12 protein-coding genes and 2 pseudogenes are annotated in these 16,627 nt (G+C 60.1%); all 14 read right to left on the reverse strand.

Annotated features, from left to right (window positions below; genetic code table 11):
- Positions 1-30: 30 nt before the first annotated feature.
- Complete coding sequence (gene bktB, locus DRB87_RS14050; protein WP_370363990.1) at positions 31-1,239, reverse strand: beta-ketothiolase BktB; 1,209 nt, start codon at positions 1,237-1,239, stop codon at positions 31-33.
- Between the two features lie 42 nt (positions 1,240-1,281).
- A pseudogene (locus DRB87_RS14055) lies at positions 1,282-2,953 on the reverse strand (electron transfer flavoprotein-ubiquinone oxidoreductase).
- Between the two features lie 14 nt (positions 2,954-2,967).
- Positions 2,968-4,758 carry an acyl-CoA dehydrogenase gene (locus tag DRB87_RS14060; protein WP_130026338.1) on the reverse strand — a complete coding sequence of 597 codons (1,791 nt, stop codon included), beginning with the start codon at positions 4,756-4,758 and terminating at the stop codon, positions 2,968-2,970.
- A gap of 152 nt (positions 4,759-4,910) precedes the next feature.
- On the reverse strand, positions 4,911-5,957 hold the full coding sequence (locus DRB87_RS14065; protein WP_240756314.1) for an AraC family transcriptional regulator: 1,047 nt from the start codon (positions 5,955-5,957) through the stop codon (positions 4,911-4,913).
- A complete protein-coding gene (locus DRB87_RS24040; protein WP_130026339.1) occupies positions 5,927-7,558 on the reverse strand; it encodes a methyl-accepting chemotaxis protein in 1,632 nt (543 codons plus the stop codon). Before DRB87_RS24040 ends, DRB87_RS14065 begins: the two co-directional genes overlap by 31 nt.
- 76 nt (positions 7,559-7,634) lie before the next feature.
- Positions 7,635-8,762, reverse strand: a complete 1,128-nt coding sequence (locus DRB87_RS14075; protein WP_130026340.1) for a porin — start codon at positions 8,760-8,762, stop codon at positions 7,635-7,637.
- Between the two features lie 82 nt (positions 8,763-8,844).
- On the reverse strand, positions 8,845-10,482 hold the full coding sequence (locus tag DRB87_RS14080; protein WP_130026341.1) for a 3-(methylthio)propionyl-CoA ligase: 1,638 nt from the start codon (positions 10,480-10,482) through the stop codon (positions 8,845-8,847).
- Positions 10,479-10,778, reverse strand: a complete 300-nt coding sequence (locus DRB87_RS24280) for a DUF1289 domain-containing protein (protein ID WP_370363093.1) — start codon at positions 10,776-10,778, stop codon at positions 10,479-10,481. The genes DRB87_RS14080 and DRB87_RS24280 overlap by 4 nt, the downstream gene beginning before the upstream one ends.
- A gap of 3 nt (positions 10,779-10,781) precedes the next feature.
- Positions 10,782-11,453, reverse strand: a complete 672-nt coding sequence (locus tag DRB87_RS14090; RefSeq protein ID WP_130026342.1) for a DsbA family oxidoreductase — start codon at positions 11,451-11,453, stop codon at positions 10,782-10,784.
- 151 nt (positions 11,454-11,604) lie between these two features.
- Complete coding sequence (locus DRB87_RS14095; RefSeq protein ID WP_130026343.1) at positions 11,605-12,168, reverse strand: alpha/beta hydrolase; 564 nt, start codon at positions 12,166-12,168, stop codon at positions 11,605-11,607.
- Between the two features lie 34 nt (positions 12,169-12,202).
- Positions 12,203-13,570, reverse strand: a complete 1,368-nt coding sequence (locus DRB87_RS14100) for an MFS transporter (RefSeq protein ID WP_130026344.1) — start codon at positions 13,568-13,570, stop codon at positions 12,203-12,205.
- Between the two features lie 91 nt (positions 13,571-13,661).
- Entirely contained in the window at positions 13,662-14,717 is a 1,056-nt protein-coding gene (locus DRB87_RS14105; protein ID WP_130026345.1) for a 3-keto-5-aminohexanoate cleavage protein, read from the reverse strand.
- 31 nt (positions 14,718-14,748) lie between these two features.
- Positions 14,749-15,596 (reverse strand): annotated as a pseudogene (locus DRB87_RS14110) (TauD/TfdA dioxygenase family protein).
- Between the two features lie 25 nt (positions 15,597-15,621).
- Positions 15,622-16,602 (reverse strand): quinone oxidoreductase, encoded by a 981-nt coding sequence (locus DRB87_RS14115; RefSeq protein WP_130026346.1) that lies wholly within the window; start codon positions 16,600-16,602, stop codon positions 15,622-15,624.
- Between the last annotated feature and the right edge of the window lie 25 nt (positions 16,603-16,627).

Below are 16,627 nucleotides of genomic sequence, written 5' to 3' on the forward strand. Positions count from 1 at the left end.
TGGGACTTCCATTGTCATCAACTTGCCAAATTACACTTGTTGAAGGTTCTCAAACACGGCAGCAATGCCTTGCCCGCCGCCAATGCACATGGTGACCAAGGCGTAGCGGCCATTGATTCGCTGCAACTCGTATAACGCCTTGACGGTAATAAGTGCGCCGGTGGCACCGATTGGATGGCCGAGCGAAATACCTGACCCGTTTGGATTCACCTTGGCCGGATCGAGTTGCAACGCTTGCATTACCGCGCATGCCTGTGCCGCAAACGCTTCATTGGCCTCGATGACATCCAGGTCCGAGATTTCCAGCCCTGCGCGCTGAAGTGCAATGCGGGTGGCGGGGACCGGGCCAATCCCCATGTACTGCGGATCAACGCCAGCGTGCGCATAGGACACCAGACGCGCCATTGCCTTCACACCACGCGCCTCGGCGGCGTCCCGGGACATCATGAGGACCGCCGCCGCCGCATCGTTGATGCCTGAGGCGTTACCCGCCGTGACCGTGCCCCCGTCCTTCTGGAACACCGGCCGCAGTCCGGAAAGCTCGCTCGGATCAAGCTGTCGACGAACGTGCTCGTCCGTGTCGAACGTGAGCACCTGCCCTTTCACATTGCGGCTGATGGGCAGGATCTGCGTCTTGAACCGTCCCTCGTCGATCGCTCGTGCAGCGCGCCGGTGCGATTCGACGGCCAGGGCATCCTGCTGCTCCCGGTGGATTGTGTACTTGCGAGCAACGTTCTCCGCTGTGACTCCCATTGGAACGCTGTGAAACGGGTCGTCTAACGCACCAAGCAACATATCGATCAAACGAGCATCGCCCATGCGAGCACCGAACCGTGCGTCAGGCGTGATGTAGGGGGCGCGGCTCATGTTCTCGGCCCCGCCGCCGATGGCGATGTCGGCGTCGCCGAGCAGGATCGTTTGTGCCGCCGATATGATTGCCTGTAAGCCAGAACCACACAGCCGATTGACCGTCAGGGCTGGCGTGGCTGCCGCAACACCGCCATTGACTGCGGCAACGCGCGCCAAATACAGATCCTTGGGCTCGGTGGCAAGTACGTTGCCAAATACGACATGCCCGACTTCATCCCCGCCGACCGTTGCGCGTGCCAGCACTTCTCGCACGACCCGTGCGCCCAATTCGGTTGGGGCAAACGCTTTCAGGCTGCCGCCGAACTTCCCAATTGCCGTTCGCACGCCACTTATCACCACGACTTCTTTTTTCACGTCACGCTCCTCGATTTATCGGCCAAGTGCGCCAGCTCATTGGCCTCGCACGGCAATTCACATATTTGGATAGTTCGGCCCCCGCCGCCTTCCGGGGGCGTCCAGATAATGTTCTGCGTAGGGTCCTTGATGTCGCAGGTCTTGCAATGCACACAATTCTGGGCGTTGATCGTCAATCGCTGCGCACCGTCGTCGTGCTTCGTAAATTCGTACACCCCTGCGGGGCAGTAGCGGCTTTCAGGACCGTCGTATGTGCGCAGGTTGATGCCGACCGGTATGGCGGCGTCTTTCAGCCTCAAGTGAGATGGCTGGTTTTCCTCGTGATTCGTGTTGGAAACGAACACGGATGAGAGCCTGTCGAACGTCAACTTGCCGTCTGGCTTCGGATATGCAATCGGCTTGCACCGAGCAGCCGGTTTAAGCGTCTCGTGATCGGCGTGCTTATGGCGCAGCGTCCAGGGCATCTTGCCGCCTAGCAGCTTCTGCTCGACGCCGACCATCAAGGCGCCCAAATAGAGACCCTTGCCCATCCATTGCTTGAAATTGCGCGCTCGGCGAAGCTCGGTGTACAGCCACGATTTCCGGAAGGCCTCCGGGTAAGCGAGCAACTCGTCCGATTGGCGCCCGCCTTGCACCGCGTCGAACGCCGCGTCCGCCGCGAGCATGCCGGTCTTGATCGCGGCATGACTGCCCTTGATGCGTGAGGCGTTGAGGAACCCGGCATCATCGCCGATCAGCGCCCCTCCCGGAAATGTCAGCTTCGGCAATGACACCAAACCGCCTGCTGTGATGGCTCGTGCGCCGTAGGACAAGCGCTTGCCGCCTTCGAGGTATTTTCGGATCGACGGATGTGTCTTGTAGCGTTGGAATTCGTCGAAAGGCGATAGATAGGGGTTCTGATAGCCTAAACCCACCACGAACCCCACCATTACCTGGCGATTGTCCAGATGGTAGAGAAACGATCCGCCGTAGGTGTCGCTTCGCAGCGGCCATCCCGCAGTGTGGATGACGAGACCGGGTTGGTGCGCTTCCGGGGCGATCTCCCACAGCTCTTTGATGCCAATGCCGTGAACCTGCGGATCGACGCCGTTACGCAACGCAAAGCGATCTTGAAGCTCTCGGCCAAGATGACCGCGCGCCCCTTCGGCGAACAACGTGTACTTGGCATGCAGCGCGATGCCAAGCTGGAAGTTGGCGGTGGGTTCACCGTCCTTGCCGAGTCCCATGTCACCGGTCACCACGCCCTTCACCGCACCATCGTCGAGATAAATGACATCGGCCGCGGGAAATCCGGGGAACATCTCGACACCCATCGCCTCGGCTTGCCGCCCGAGCCAACGGGTAACGTTAGCCAGACTGACGACATAGTTGCCGTGATTCTTGAAATTGTCGGGCAATGCCCAGTTGGGGACCGCGTTTGCGCCCCCCTCCCTCAAAAACAGGAAGCGATCCTCCGTGACCGGGACATTCAGCGGTGCGCCACGTGCCTTCCAGTCAGGAATCAACTCATCAAGCGCGCGTGGATCCATCACCGCCCCCGAGAGGATGTGGGCGCCAATTTCCGAACCCTTCTCCAGCACGCAAACGCTGATCTCTCGGCCCAGCGCCAGTGCCCGTTTCTTCAACTGAATCGCGGCAGACAACCCCGCGGGCCCCCGCCAACCACGACCACGTCGTAATGCATTGACTCGCGGGGACCAAATTTTTCAAGCAGGTGTTCGGGAGACATAGATAGCCGCGGCCTTAAAACTGATCTTCGGACAAGCCAAGCAGCCCTTCATTCTCCCGGGCGCAGACAATCGCGGCCTCCAGCGCCGAGGCTTGTGGCAGGATGTGTTCTGCGTAGCATTGCGCCGTCGCAATCTTTGCGCCATGGAAGGCGGGGTCTTCGTCGAGCTTGTCGGTCGCGACGATCAGCGCTCGCGCCATCTGCCAACCACCGAGGACAACGCCCGCAAGCTTCAGGTAAGCGACGCCCCCCGCATACACCGCGTTCGGGCTCTGTTTGGCATTGTCGAGCACGAATGCCACCGCGCCCTCCAGCGAGCGCAGACCTTGCCTCAAATAGCGCTGTGTCGATCGGAACGCCAGCCCGTCCCGCTGTTCGATCTGCGCGAGCGTTGCCGCGACATCACGGAGCACGGACCGTACCGCTGCGCCGCCGTCGAGCAACGTCTTTCGGCCGATCAGGTCGTTTGCCTGAATCGCGGTCGTGCCTTCATAGATCGGCAAAATGCGAGCGTCGCGGTAAAGCTGAGCGGCCCCCGTCTCCTCGATGTAGCCCATACCACCATGGACCTGTATGCCGAGGCTGGTCACATCGACGGATGTCTCCGTGCTCCATCCCTTCACGATTGGCACCAAAAATTCGTACCGAGCCTTGTGCTGGGCACGCGTGAGTTCGTCCGGGTGCGCATGTGCGATGTCAGAATGCGCTGCCGCGACATAGGCGAGCGCACGCGCGGCTTCGGTTGCCGCTCGCATCGACGCCAGCATGCGACGCACGTCCGGGTGGTGAATGATCGTCACAGATTTGCGGGCCGAACCGTCGACCGGGCGGCTCTGCACGCGCTCTTTGGCGTAGGCGGCCGCCTGCTGATACGCGCGATCGGACACGCCGATGCCCTGGATGCCCACACCGAAGCGTGCGGCGTTCATCATGATGAACATGTACTCGAGGCCGCGATTCTCCTCTCCGACCAGATGGCCAATCGCCCCGCCATGATCGCCAAATTGCAGCACGGCCGTCGGGCTCGCCTTGATGCCCAGCTTGTGCTCAATGGACACGCAATCCACATCGTTGCGCTCACCAAGCGAGCCGTCGGCGCAGACGAGAAACTTCGGCACGACGAACAGCGAGATGCCCTTGATGCCTTCCGGCGCATCCGGTGTGCGCGCAAGGACGAGATGCACGATGTTCCGGGCCATGTCGTGCTCGCCCCACGTAATAAAGATCTTCGTCCCGAACACGCGGTAATTGCCGTCTTCCTGCCGCTCTGCGCGAGCGCGCAACAGCGCAAGATCCGAGCCCGCCTGCGGCTCGGTCAAGTTCATCGTGCCGGTCCACTCGCCTGAGACAAGCTTCGGCACATAGGTCTGCTTCAGCGTGTCGGAGCCTGCCGTGAGCAAGGCGTCGATCGCACCGTCGGTCAGGAGCGGACACAGCGAAAACGAGAGGTTCGACGCATTCAGCATTTCCACACAGGGCGTCGAGATCAGCTTGGGCAACCCCTGGCCGTCATAGGCGACCGGGTGTTGCAAACCCTGCCACCCCCCTTCTGCAAATTGACGAAATGCCTGCGCAAAGCCAGGTGATGCGCTCACGCTACCGTCGTTCCATGTGCTTGGGTTGCGGTCCCCTTGCGCATTCAATGGCGCCAGCACGTCGCTGCATAGCTTTGCCGCCTCTCCCAGCACTGCCTGCGCTGTTTCAAGATTGGCCTCCTCGAAGCCCGGCAACGTCGCCACGTCGTCGATTCCGGCAAGCTCCTTCATGACGAACAGCATGTCCTTCAATGGTGCGGCGTAGCTCATCGCGCGTCCTTCCTGTGTGATCTTTGCGAAATGGGATGCCAGCGCACGGACGTGATCCCGTGGCGGCTCGACCCAGACGAGCCATCGTAGCGATCTGCCGCTTGAACACCAATGCCAAACGCCGCCCTTTCATTGACAAAACGTGCCATGTTTCATCGCGCTGGCGGCGTGCGCGGCCCTGCCTTTCGGTAGGCTTGCGGCGTGCTTCCCGTCCAATGCCGAAACGCCCGGTGAAACGCGCTGGGATCGTCGAAGCCAATGTCGTAGGCGATGGCCGCAATGGCGTCCGCCGAGCGCGTCAGGCGGTGAATCGCGAGATCACGCCGTAACTCGTCCTTGATGGCTTGGAAGGTGGTCCCTTCGGCCGAAAGTCGGCGGCATAGGGTGCGCACGGAGAGATGCAGATCCCGCGCCACGATCTCGATAGTCGGCACCGTCGGCAGACATGCATTCAGGTGGTCGCGAACCCGATGGCACGCCATTGGCTCCGCCGACGACACGAAGAGCCAGTCCTTTGGCGCATGTGCCAGGAACACCCGTAAATCCGACTTCTGCCGCCGGATAACCATGTCGAGAAAGTTGACGTCGAAACGCATAAGCGTTCGCGAACAATCGAAGCGAACTGGCCCCGGGAACAGATAGCGGTAGTCAACTGCATGCGGCGGACGCGGAAAATCGAAATCTACGCCGAGCAGCGGGATCCGTTGACCAATCAGCCACGACGCCAAGCCGTGAGCGAGCTTGAGTATCAGTTCCCTACCAAGCCTGCTCGAGGTGGAACCATCGTGCTTGGCGACGAGTTCGATACTGCAGAAATTCCCTTCGCGTCGCGTCTTGACGCTGAACTCGTCGATGAGCAAACGCAGAAACTGGCCAAACCGATGCATCGCAACTTCTAAATTCGGTGCATCGAGTAGGCTCAAGCTGAGGTATTTCAAGGTGCCGTTGCGCAACGGCCGGCCGAAGATGCCCGGCATTTCGTCGTCCAGCGCATGGGCACGCATCCGGTAGAGTATTGCGAATTGCTCTTCCGTCAGACGGGCGCCGGGCTCGCGGAGCAATTCGCAAGAAATGCCCGCGTGGCCGGCCAGGTGCTCGATTTCGCTCCGAGCAGCACCGACAAGAATGCTGTTCACGAGCGAGACGGGAACGGTAGCCGAAAGCGGATTCAATGGTTTTGTGCCAACACACTGCGCAATCGCGGAATCTGGCGGGGGCTGCGGTGTCGTTTGGCGATCGTCACAGGCAGAGGCCTGGAAACAACGTCGTCCAGCTTGAACAAGGTCACGGCCGAGATGAGCGTTGTCGCCTGCTGTTCGAGCGACTGTGCGGCTGCCGCCGCCTCCTCGACTAGCGCGGCGTTCTGTTGGGTCACACTGTCCATCTGCGCTATGGCCCGCCCGACCTGCTCAATTCCCCGGCTCTGCTCGTCCGAAGCCGCTGCGATCTCGCCCATGATGTTCGTGACTCTGGAGACGGCCAGATCGATTTCGCACATGGTGTGACCGGCTCGATTCGCGAGTTCCGTACCGACTGCGACGCGAGCGACCGACGCGTTGATCAACCCCTTGATTTCCTTTGATGCACTTGACGTACGTTGCGCCAACACCCTGACCTCGCCGGCAACGACCGCAAAACCGCGCCCGTGCTCGCTGGCACGCGCGGCTTCTACCGCTGCGTTGAGTGCCAGAATGTTCGTTTGAAACGCGATGTCTTCGATCAGGCCGATGATGTCAACGATCCTGGACGCGCTCTCACTGATCTCCCCCATGGTGTCCACGACACGGGCTACAGACGCATTTCCGCGATTGGCGATTTCCGCTGCGTTGGCCGCCAGCACGCTCGCCTTCCGGGCATTTTCAGCGTTTTGCTGCACCGTGCCCGTCAACTCGTCCATGGTCGCTGACGTCTGTTCGAGCGACGCCGCCTGTTGTTCGGTGCGTGAAGATAAGTCGATATTGCCCGCCGCGATCTGACGCGTCGCCGTCCCGATTGACTCACCGCTCGTGCGAACGCCACTGACGATGCCAACGAGGTTGTCGTTCATGCACTTGAGCGCAACCAACAAATGACTTGTTTCGTCGCGCCCCGACGCCTCGATGCGAGAAGTCAGGTCACCCGCCGAAACCGTCTCCGCAATGCGTACCGCTTCCGCAAGCGGTCGAGAGATGGAGCGAATCAGCGCCCAGCAGATAAACCCGAACATGCCGACAATGAGTGTGGTTCCGATGACGTTTGTCCACACCACGCGTCGATAGGTCGCATCGGCCTGCTCATACGCCTGGCGTGCGGCATCCATCTGAACTTTGACCAACCGGTCAAGCAGACGCGTCATCGGTTCGATCGCCGGAGACATTTCACTGTCGACGAATTCTCTCAAGCCGTCCTTGTCGTCTGCGCGCAACAGCTCCCTCAAACGGGCGACGGCCAAGTCGCCCCGGTCTCTGAGCAGTGCCGCCTCGTTGACAAGCTGCTTTTCATCCGCAGTCAGTTGCGTCGCCGCGTAGTTCGTCCACGCTTTATCCATGCGCGCTCGTGCCTCATCGATTACCTTGATGGCGTCGGTGGCCGGCAGGGTGCCATCCCTTACCTTGCGCGCCGCACCCGCAATGTTCCGCGTATATCCATCCGATACCACTTTGAGCTCGCCAAGCGGCAGAACGCGATCGTTGTAGAGGATTTCGATCGACGCATTGGCATTGTGAAGTCGAAGCACACTCTGACTGGCGACGAGTAAAAATAAGGCAAGCAGTGCAGTCACCAACAGAACCAAACGGGTCTTGATGCTGAAGTTATTCATCCGGGAATCGGGGAGTGATTGACCAAGCGGCGGGGGCTCGCACGCGCCCGGCACATGCGAGCCCCGCGCGGCGCGATTAGAAGGAGTGCCGCATACCCAGCATGACCGCCGTTGTCGCCGTGGCAGGCGCGACCGGCTGACCGTAGGTAATCGTGGTGGTCATGGTGCCCTTGTTGTTCACATACCCGTACTGTCCATAGACCATGGTCGTTTTGGAGAGGTGATATTCCGCCCCCGCTGCGAACTCGGTCGAGTGGTTGGTCGAGTTGTTTTTGTCCCTCAGGTAATAAACGGCGCTGGTGAGCTGCAACGCGGGCGTGATCCGATAGCCCAACCCCGCTGAATACATATCGATATTGACGGCTCCGGAATTCGATGGATTCCTGCCATTGCTGTATGACGCGGATGCCGAAAGGCCGTTGCTGAAGGTATATTTCGCGCCCAGATAGACAAAGCGGTTGTTGTCGACGCCAGTTGCGGAAGCACCGGGCATCGGATTCGTATCGTGCCCGTTGTAATACACGGCCGAGACGGCAAGTCCGTAGTTCGAGTACTTGAGTACGGCCGACTCGCGCGTGCCGCCCTGAAAACTGCCCGGCGAACCGCCCGGCGCATATTCGAGGACGGCGGAGACGCCGCCGAACTTTGGTGATTCATAAACGATCGCGCTACTGTCGTATAGCGCGCCGATGGGCGCGTTGGTATTGGTGCCGGGCCAACCCGCGGCTTGGTTCATACCCAACCACGCGGTCAAAATGCTGCCAAAGTACTGTGCCGAGCGAACGTCCGTTTCCGCCATTGCCCAGGCCATTGGCACAATTTGACGCCCAGCGGTCACGCTGCCGAACGGCCCCGAAATACCGACGTTGGCCTGCTGATTGAAGATCGCCGTGCCGCCGGTTGTGTCCGCAAGGCCCAACTTTCCGCTGGTGGTATCGAACGTGCCTTGCAGCTTGAAGTTCACGTGATAACCACCGCCAATGTCTTCGGTGCCCCTGATGCCCCAATTACTGGCGTAGATGCCGCCATCCTTGGCGCGATAGACCTTGCCAAGGTTGGCCGACGCAGGGTTGAACGTCGCCGCGGAGGTACTTTGATACAACATCCCTGTATCGACGTTACCGTACAGCGTTACCGACGATTGTGCGTAAGCCACATGCCCCGTTGCGGCCAGCGCGGCCACTGCAATCCACTTCAACTTCATGTCTCCTCCAATCTATTTTTTGTAAAATTTCAAAGCGCCAATCCAACACACGCCGATGGCATGCTCGCCGCCGGCCGATTCACTACCTCAGCAGGTAATCCTGGAATGCTTCTCGCAGCCTGTTCTTCAATACCTTGCCGGTGGCACCGATCGGCAGCGCGTCAATAAACACAACAGCGTCCGGCGTCCACCACTTCGCAATTCGTCCCCGCAGGTATGTCAGCACTTCGTCGGCCGTCAGTGGTTCACCCGCGCGCTTTACAACGAGGAGAAGCGGTCGCTCGTCCCACTTCGGATGCCTGGCGGCAATGCATGCGGCGCTCTCGATGGCGGGATGCGATACGGCGATGTTCTCGATCTCGATCGAACTGATCCATTCACCGCCGGACTTGATCACGTCCTTGCTGCGGTCGGTGATCTGCATGAAGCCATCGGCGTCGATCGTCGCAACGTCGCCGGTGGGGAACCAACCCTGTCCGGCGGCATCGCGCACCAATGGGCTGTCGCCCTGGTTGAGGAAGTAGTCGCTCGCAATCCACGGCCCGCGCACCAGCAAATCGCCCGCCGTCACACCGTCCCACGCAAGCTCGTCTCCGAGTCCGTCAACGATTTTCATGTCGACGCCAAATACAGCTCGACCTTGCTTCGCTTGTGTGGCGTAACGATCTTCGGGTGACGTTTCCCGGTGTTTCGCCTTCATCGCGCCAACGGTGCCGATCGGGCTCAGTTCGGTCATTCCCCATGCGTGCACGACCTCGATGCCATGCGCTTCCTGGAAAGTACGAAGCATGGACGACGGGCACGCCGCTCCGCCAATGACGGTGCGCTTGAAGGTCGAGAATGTCAGATCACCCCCGCCTACATGGTTTAGCAGGCCTTGCCAAACTGTCGGGACGCCAGCCGCGAACGTCACTTGTTCCGCTTCGATGAGTTCGTACAGCGATTTCCCGTCCAACCCCGGGCCGGGGAACACCAGCTTGGCACCGACCATGCACGCGACGTACGGAATGCCCCAAGCATTCACGTGAAACATCGGCACCACCGGCAGGAGCACGTCTTTCGCGGAGCAGTTCAGCGCATCCGGCAATGCGGCGGCATACGTATGGAGCAACGAGGATCGGTGAGAGTAAAGGACGCCCTTAGGATTGCCGGTGGTGCCCGACGTGTAGCACAGCGCGCATGCACTATGTTCGTCAAATTCCGGCCAGGTGTAGTCAGCTGAGCTCTCGTCGATCAGGTCTTCGTAACACAGCAGGTTCGCAATGCGGGCGGCTTGCGGCATGTGCGCGCGGTCGGTCATGGCGACAAATGCCTTGACCGACTCACAACGACCGGCGATCTCCTCGATCAACGGCAGAAAGCTGAGATCGAAGAAGATGTACTGGTCTTGTGCGTGATTGGCGATGTACGTGATCTGGTCAACGTGTAATCTCGGGTTAATCGTGTGCATGACCGCACCCATGCCGGAGATACCGTAGTACAGCTCCATGTGCCGATAACCGTTCCATGCCAGCGTGCCAACGCGCTCGGATGCACTTACGCCCAGGCGGGTAAGCGCATTGGCCATCTGACGTGCGCGGCGGTGGCAGTCTCGGAAGGTATAGCGATGGATGTCACCCTCCACGCGTCGCGACACGATCTCCGTATCGCCGTGGTGACGATCGGCGTGCGCGATCAACGAGGAGATCAGTAACTGCCTTTCAAGCATCAATCCGTTCATTTTCGCATTCCACTTTCTATTGAAGGACCCAAGGTCGCGTTGCCGCCACGCTTCTGAACGTGTCCGCGGCGCTCGATGCGGCAAACAATTTCCATCTTTTGCGACGCAGACATGCGATCCCATAGCCCGATTTCGACCGCGGTGCGCCGACACCCTTGACAGAACTTGCCGCTCAGATCCATTCGGCAAATGTTGATACATGGATTGGCAATGGGAGGATCGCTGCACGTTGCGTCCGCGTCGGCAACACCTTGCAACACATCAGTCATCGGCAACGCCTCGTTCGGCGGCTCCATCGCTCAGCGCTCCAACCGGTCAGCGCAAACCATGGTCTGCATGGCGGTCAAGAGCGTTTGCGGTTGCTGGGCGCCGGACAACGCCTGGCGCCGATCGAAAACGAAGTACGGCACACCGCTGCCCGGTGGCATTTCGTACGTCCGTTCGGAGCTGGCAATACTCCCGCGTTCAGTCGAGACATCGAGGTAAGCTTTGGACGCGCCGGTGAAGCCGCATTCAAGTGCAATACGTGCCAACGTCGCCGTATCGCCGATGTTTTCCCCCAGCAGGAAGTACCCGACGAACAGTCGCTCGATGAGCCTCTCGTGTTGTTTGGGCGTGCCGAAGCGCTGCGCAAAGTTGATCAGGCGATGGGCTGCGTGCGTGTTCGGCATCATCTGAATTCGATCAAACGCAAACGAGATGCCAGCGGCAGTTCCTGCCCGCCGTACTTGCTCCCGACGCATCGCAACGGCTTCCTGACTTCCCAGCCGCGCAAGGTAGAAAGCCTCGAAAGGCACGCCCTCGCGCGGCATGTCGGGTAGCAAGCGGTGCGGGTGCCATTTCACAGACACGTGCACTTCGGGATGAAGCACTGCAAAGCTGTCCCGCGCGACGGCCAAATTCCGTTTACCAATCAAACACCAAGGGCAAACCAGATCAAAAAAAACATCAATGTTCAGCGCTTGTTTCATACCCCTTTCCGCCTTGGCAACACGAATGCCGAAAACTCAATTAACGTCCACGCATCAGCGTTCGACGTCACTCCCGCCGGGATACGCACGCGAGCCCTCCGGCCCGTTGCCGAATGCACGGGGTGTGGACGCTACGTCAACAACACGAGATTCAGGACAGTTCGGCGATAAGCTCGGTGGCACGCGGCCACACGCCGTAACCGCCCGCCGGGTTCAAGTGCCCCACGGAACCGAGATCAACGAATCGGCTACCCCATACTTGAGCCAACTCCGCAACACGCTCGACCCGCGCGAGCGGATCATTCGTGCTTGCCGCGACGATGCTCGGGAAGGGCAATTTCCGGCGTGGTATCGGGAGCCAGCCCTGTGCACGAAGGTCGTCCAGGCGCGGGTAGCCGTCGGGCATTGGCGCTTCGAGGTCGGGCGGGGTTGCCAGCAGCGCGCCGAGGATGGCTCGGTTGTGGCGTATCGCCCAATGCGCCACGATCATCACGCCCGCACTGTGGGCAACCAGGATGACCGGTCCCTCGATCGACGCAAGCGTTGCATCGAGCACCGCAACCCGCGCTGCCAACGACAACTTGTCATGTTCCAGCGGCGGCACCGCACGGGCATTGGGCAGTCTGCACGCCAGATGCGTTTGCCAGTGGTCGGCAACGTAATCCCGCAGGCCTGGGACAATCAAGACGGTTGGAGACGACACCACGGTATTCATCGGGATTCTCTGTTGATTTTGTAGAGCGCGGCAGTCAGCATTCACGCTTCGCGGCGCTGCGCAACTCATTGAGGCGACGTAGATCGTTTGCGTAGCTCGCCTTGCCGACCGAAAACGCCACCGCGGCAAGCAGCGCCATAAACGGAATCAATTGCAATGCCCCGTGCAGGCCTACCTTGTCGGCAACCACGCCTGTGAGGAAGGGTCCAGGTGCCAGGCCAAGCAGGTTGTTCGCAAGCGTCAACGTGGCAAATGCCGAGGCGTGAATGGTTGTCGGCGTGAGATTGGCCACCATCGCCCCGGCGGGCCCGGATGTCCCGGCCACGACCAGCATGCCAACGCCAATCAATACGAGCTGCAATGCGCCGGGCTTCACGTGAAAGCCAATCCCCAGCAAGACGAACGAGATGAGGCAATAGGCGATTGCGCTCACCCACTTGCGGGACGGTTCCTGACGGCTCACACGATCGGTCACCATGCCGCACAACACCATGCCGATCGCGCCGATCATGACGAATGCCGCCGCGGCAGTACCGGCCTTATCGGGCGCCATGTCGTAGTAGCGGTTCAGGTAACTTGGCATCCAGACGAACAGCGAGCCGAGAATGAACAGCTGCAGCCCGCTCCCGACATAGGCACAGACTACGGAGACGGTAGAAAAGAGCCCATTGATCAGCACACGAAGACTGGTGCCGATACCTTGAACATTCGATCGTTGCTGGCGAAGTCCACGAGCATCGGTTCCGATCCGCTTCTCGGTGACGACCAGCCAGAATGCCGTGGTCAGCAGAATACCCAGGAGCGCCATCGTGCCGAACGACCACCGCCAGCCCAGATGTACGGCGACAGCACCGCCGAGCGACATACCGAGCACGGAGCCGAAAGCGCCGCCCGCCATGAACGCTGCGGTCAGGGTGGAACGCAGGTGGGCAGGAAAGATACTCAGGATCAGGGCAACGCCCACGCTGCCGTAGGCGGCTTCGCCAAGCCCGACGAACGCGCGTGCGACAAACAGTTCACCAAAGTTCGTCGCCAGGGCGCAACCCAGCGTCGCAAGACTCCAGACCGTTGCCATCACGACAATGCTTCTGACGCGCCCCAATCGATCGGCGATCACCGAAAGCGGGAAGGTCAATAAACCGACGATCAAGGCCACGATACCGCTCAGCGAGCCGAGCCGGGTATCCGAGAGTCCCCACGCACTCTTCAGCAACGGGAAAACCGCGTTCAACACCTGACGCGACATGTAGTCCGACAGCAGCAGACCAAATGTCAGCGCGAATACGACCCACGCATAGGTACGACCGACGGTGGGAGTCGCAGGAACACCGCTCACGGCGGTGTCAAAGCAATGGACGTCCAAGATTGTCTCCTCCAGGTCCCAGCGGCCGGGCTTTCTCATCTGCGTACGAGTGCAGCGGATCGCTTCCTGTGCGCGCCAGGGGAGTCATTCAGTCAAGCGGCAACTTCGGCCGCACCCGGTACTACCAAGCTCAGTTCAAACGCATCGGCACGCCTTTCACACCAGGCGTACGGTTGGGCGACATGCCAAGCTTGACCAACGTTTCATCGGCCGTCTGGTATTGCTCGCCAATCTTGTAGATCTTGCGCGCGTCCATGCCGTTGGCCACTTCCCGCCCCAACTCGTGTGCAACGCGGACACATTGCGCGATCTGCTGCACGGAGGTCATGCGTTTGCCGTGCTGATCGATGATGGTGTCTTCAATGCCGCACCGCGGATGAAGCCCCATGGCCATTGCCATCATGTTGAACGGCAGCACGTTTTTCAGCAGCGATTCGGCCGTCAGCGTGCAGCCGTCCGGTGCTCGATGCACGAAGTTGAAGAAGTTGAACGGATTCGGCCCGTCGAATCCGCCGCCGATGCCGATCCACGTCAGGTTCAGCGGCCCCTTGTAGACGCCCTTGCGCACAAGGCGTTCGAGTGTCTCGAACGCGTGGATGCCGGTCAGTTGGAAGTGAGGCTGGATGCCCGAGGCCTGAAGACGACGCAGATGTTCCTCCACCCAGGCCGGCCCTGCGGGCACGGTCATTTCGCTGTAGGCTGCCATGAGCGCAGGGTGGGCCAGCGAAGTTCCTTCCAGGTATTCCGGATACAGGAGCTCCATGATGTTCATCTGCGTGGTGTTGATCGCCACGGTCACCTGATCCGGCTTCGGATCGAGATCGGCCAGCATGTGACGGGTATCGTCGGACAGCCACTTCGCGGCCTGCCCGTCGTCTTCGGGCGCAAACGAAATCGATCCGCCGACCTGAATGATCATGTCGGGCACGGCAGCGCGCACGCCCGCGATCAGTTCGTTGAACTTCGACAGGCGCTTGGAGCCTTTACCGTCGAGTTCGCGCACATGCAAATGGAGCACGGTGGCACCGGCCTCGTAGCAATCGACGGCCTTCTGGATCTGCTCGTCCATCGTCACCGGAATATCTTCCGGAAAATCGGCAGGCATCCACTCAGGGCCGTATGGCGCGACGGTGATGACCACCTTTTCCTGGTTCTCTGGGTGCAGGGAATCGTCAAAAAATTGCATCTTCTACTCCTGGTGCTTGCCTGTTCGAAGGTCAGAAAGGAATATCGCCGATGATTCCCGCGCGTTCCATCTTTCGGTGGCTCGGCGGGTAGTCCATAACGGCATAGTGCTGCGTACTCCGGTTGTCCCAGATGGCGACGCTGTTTGGCTTCCAGCGCCAGCGCACCTGGAATTCAGGGATGTAAGCTTGGCTGATCAGGTAGCTGAGCAACTGTGCGGCGCCGGGGTTGGCGTCCTGCCCAAAGCGCACTCTGGCCGCCGTGTGGTAGTTCGTGAAGTGTGTCGTGAATGCGTTGACGAACAAGATCTTTTCGCCGGTATCCGGATGAATGCGCACAACGGGGTGTTCTGCATCCGGAAAGCGCGCTTTCAGTTCGAGTCGCTTTTCAATCGGCATGGCGGCACCAAAACTGGCCTCGATACTGTGACGTGCGCGCAGATCAGCTATCTGGTGCTTGATGTCGCCGGGGAGCTTTTCGTAAGCCAGCACCATGTTCGCCCACATCGTGTCGCCGCCGACGGGGGACATTCGACACAACGCAACACGCATCCGAACGGAGGCGCATTTCGCCATGTCGCATCGGTATGCCAGGCATTTTCATAGCGGTCGTTGGGCTGCTCGGGCGACTTGTAGATCCGCACGAGCCCGGGGTGCTCAGGGTCGCTGCCTGCCACAGGGTGATCTTCAAGATCGCCAAACCGGCGCGCGAAGGCGACGTGTTCGGCGCGCGTAAAATCCTGGTCGCGCAGGAACAACACCCGATGTTTGACGAGGGCGGTGCGGATTTCGTCGAACAGGCCGTCGTCGTGAACGGCGTCGGCCAGCTTGACGCCGGTCAACTCGGCACCAATCGAATACGTCAGTTGCTCAATTTGCATGGTTCACTCATTCCTCGTGGTGAGCTCAGATCACGAAAATCGACGAACCAGTGGTCTTGCGCGATTCCAGGTCGCGATGCGCGTGCGCGGCGTCCTGAAGCGCGTACTGTTGGTTGACCTCGATCTTGATACGGCCAGCGCCGACGTGATCGAACAGCTCCCGCGCAAGCGCAGCCTTTTCGGTCGGATCGGAGATGTAGTCCGCCAAGGCCGGCCGCGTGAGGAAGAGTGAGCCTTTCATGGCCAGTATCTGTGGGTTAAACGGGGCGATCGGACCCGACGCGGTTCCTACGCAGACCATCAACCCGCGGCGTTGGAGCGAATCGAGCGACGCATCAAAGGTATCCTTGCCAACGCTGTCGAACACCACGCTCACACCGACTCCCCCGGTCAGTTCACGAACACGCTTTGCGACGTCCTCAAGGCTGTAGTTGATCGTATGATCGCAACCATGAGCGCGGGCAATTTCGGCCTTGGCTTCGCTCGAAACGGTGCCAATCACCGTAAGACCGAGCAGCTTGGCCCACTGAGAGACGATCAACCCGACACCACCAGCGGCAGCGTGCAGCAGGATGACGTCCCCTTCCTTAAAGTCGTAGATGCGTCGCAAAAGGTAGGCCGACGTGAGACCTCGCATCGTCATCGCAGCCGCTGTCTCGCATGTAATCGCGTCTGGCAGCTTGATCAGCGGCGCGGCTGAAATTAGACGCTCGGTGCTGTACGCGCCCAAGGTGTTATACGCACCCGTGTAGGTCACACGATCGCCAACGGCAACATTCGTCACGTTCTTGCCAACGGCTTCGACGATGCCTGCGGCCTCAGTCCCCAGGCCTGATGGCAACGGTGCCGGATAGAGCCCGGTGCGGAAGTAAATGTCGGCAAAGTTCAGGCCGACCGCAACGTGACGCAACCGGACCTCATCCGGCCCCGGTTCCCCAATTTCAAGCGCCTCGACGCGCAAGACCTCTGGACCACCTGTTTCGTGAAAGCGAACAATCTGAGCCATGCTATTTCCTTTGACTATCCCTGGG

Origin of the sequence: Pandoraea sp. XY-2, from assembly GCF_004193915.1 — a bacterium.
GTDB classification, from domain to species: Bacteria; Pseudomonadota; Gammaproteobacteria; order Burkholderiales; family Burkholderiaceae; genus Pandoraea; species Pandoraea cepalis.

What these genes read in the sequence shown, in the direction of transcription:
- DRB87_RS14080 (WP_130026341.1), bottom strand. Translation starts at nt 10,482, where the DNA reads ATGAACGGATTGATGCTTGAAAGGCAGTTACTGATCTCCTCGTTGATC.
- DRB87_RS14100 (WP_130026344.1), bottom strand. Translation starts at nt 13,570, where the DNA reads ATGAGAAAGCCCGGCCGCTGGGACCTGGAGGAGACAATCTTGGACGTC.
- DRB87_RS14115 (WP_130026346.1), bottom strand. Translation starts at nt 16,602, where the DNA reads ATGGCTCAGATTGTTCGCTTTCACGAAACAGGTGGTCCAGAGGTCTTG.
- DRB87_RS14095 (WP_130026343.1), bottom strand. Translation starts at nt 12,168, where the DNA reads ATGAATACCGTGGTGTCGTCTCCAACCGTCTTGATTGTCCCAGGCCTG.
- DRB87_RS24280 (WP_370363093.1), bottom strand. Translation starts at nt 10,778, where the DNA reads ATGGAGCCGCCGAACGAGGCGTTGCCGATGACTGATGTGTTGCAAGGT.
- DRB87_RS14075 (WP_130026340.1), bottom strand. Translation starts at nt 8,762, where the DNA reads ATGAAGTTGAAGTGGATTGCAGTGGCCGCGCTGGCCGCAACGGGGCAT.
- DRB87_RS14090 (WP_130026342.1), bottom strand. Translation starts at nt 11,453, where the DNA reads ATGAAACAAGCGCTGAACATTGATGTTTTTTTTGATCTGGTTTGCCCT.
- DRB87_RS24040 (WP_130026339.1), bottom strand. Translation starts at nt 7,558, where the DNA reads ATGAATAACTTCAGCATCAAGACCCGTTTGGTTCTGTTGGTGACTGCA.
- DRB87_RS14060 (WP_130026338.1), bottom strand. Translation starts at nt 4,758, where the DNA reads ATGAGCTACGCCGCACCATTGAAGGACATGCTGTTCGTCATGAAGGAG.
- DRB87_RS14105 (WP_130026345.1), bottom strand. Translation starts at nt 14,717, where the DNA reads ATGCAATTTTTTGACGATTCCCTGCACCCAGAGAACCAGGAAAAGGTG.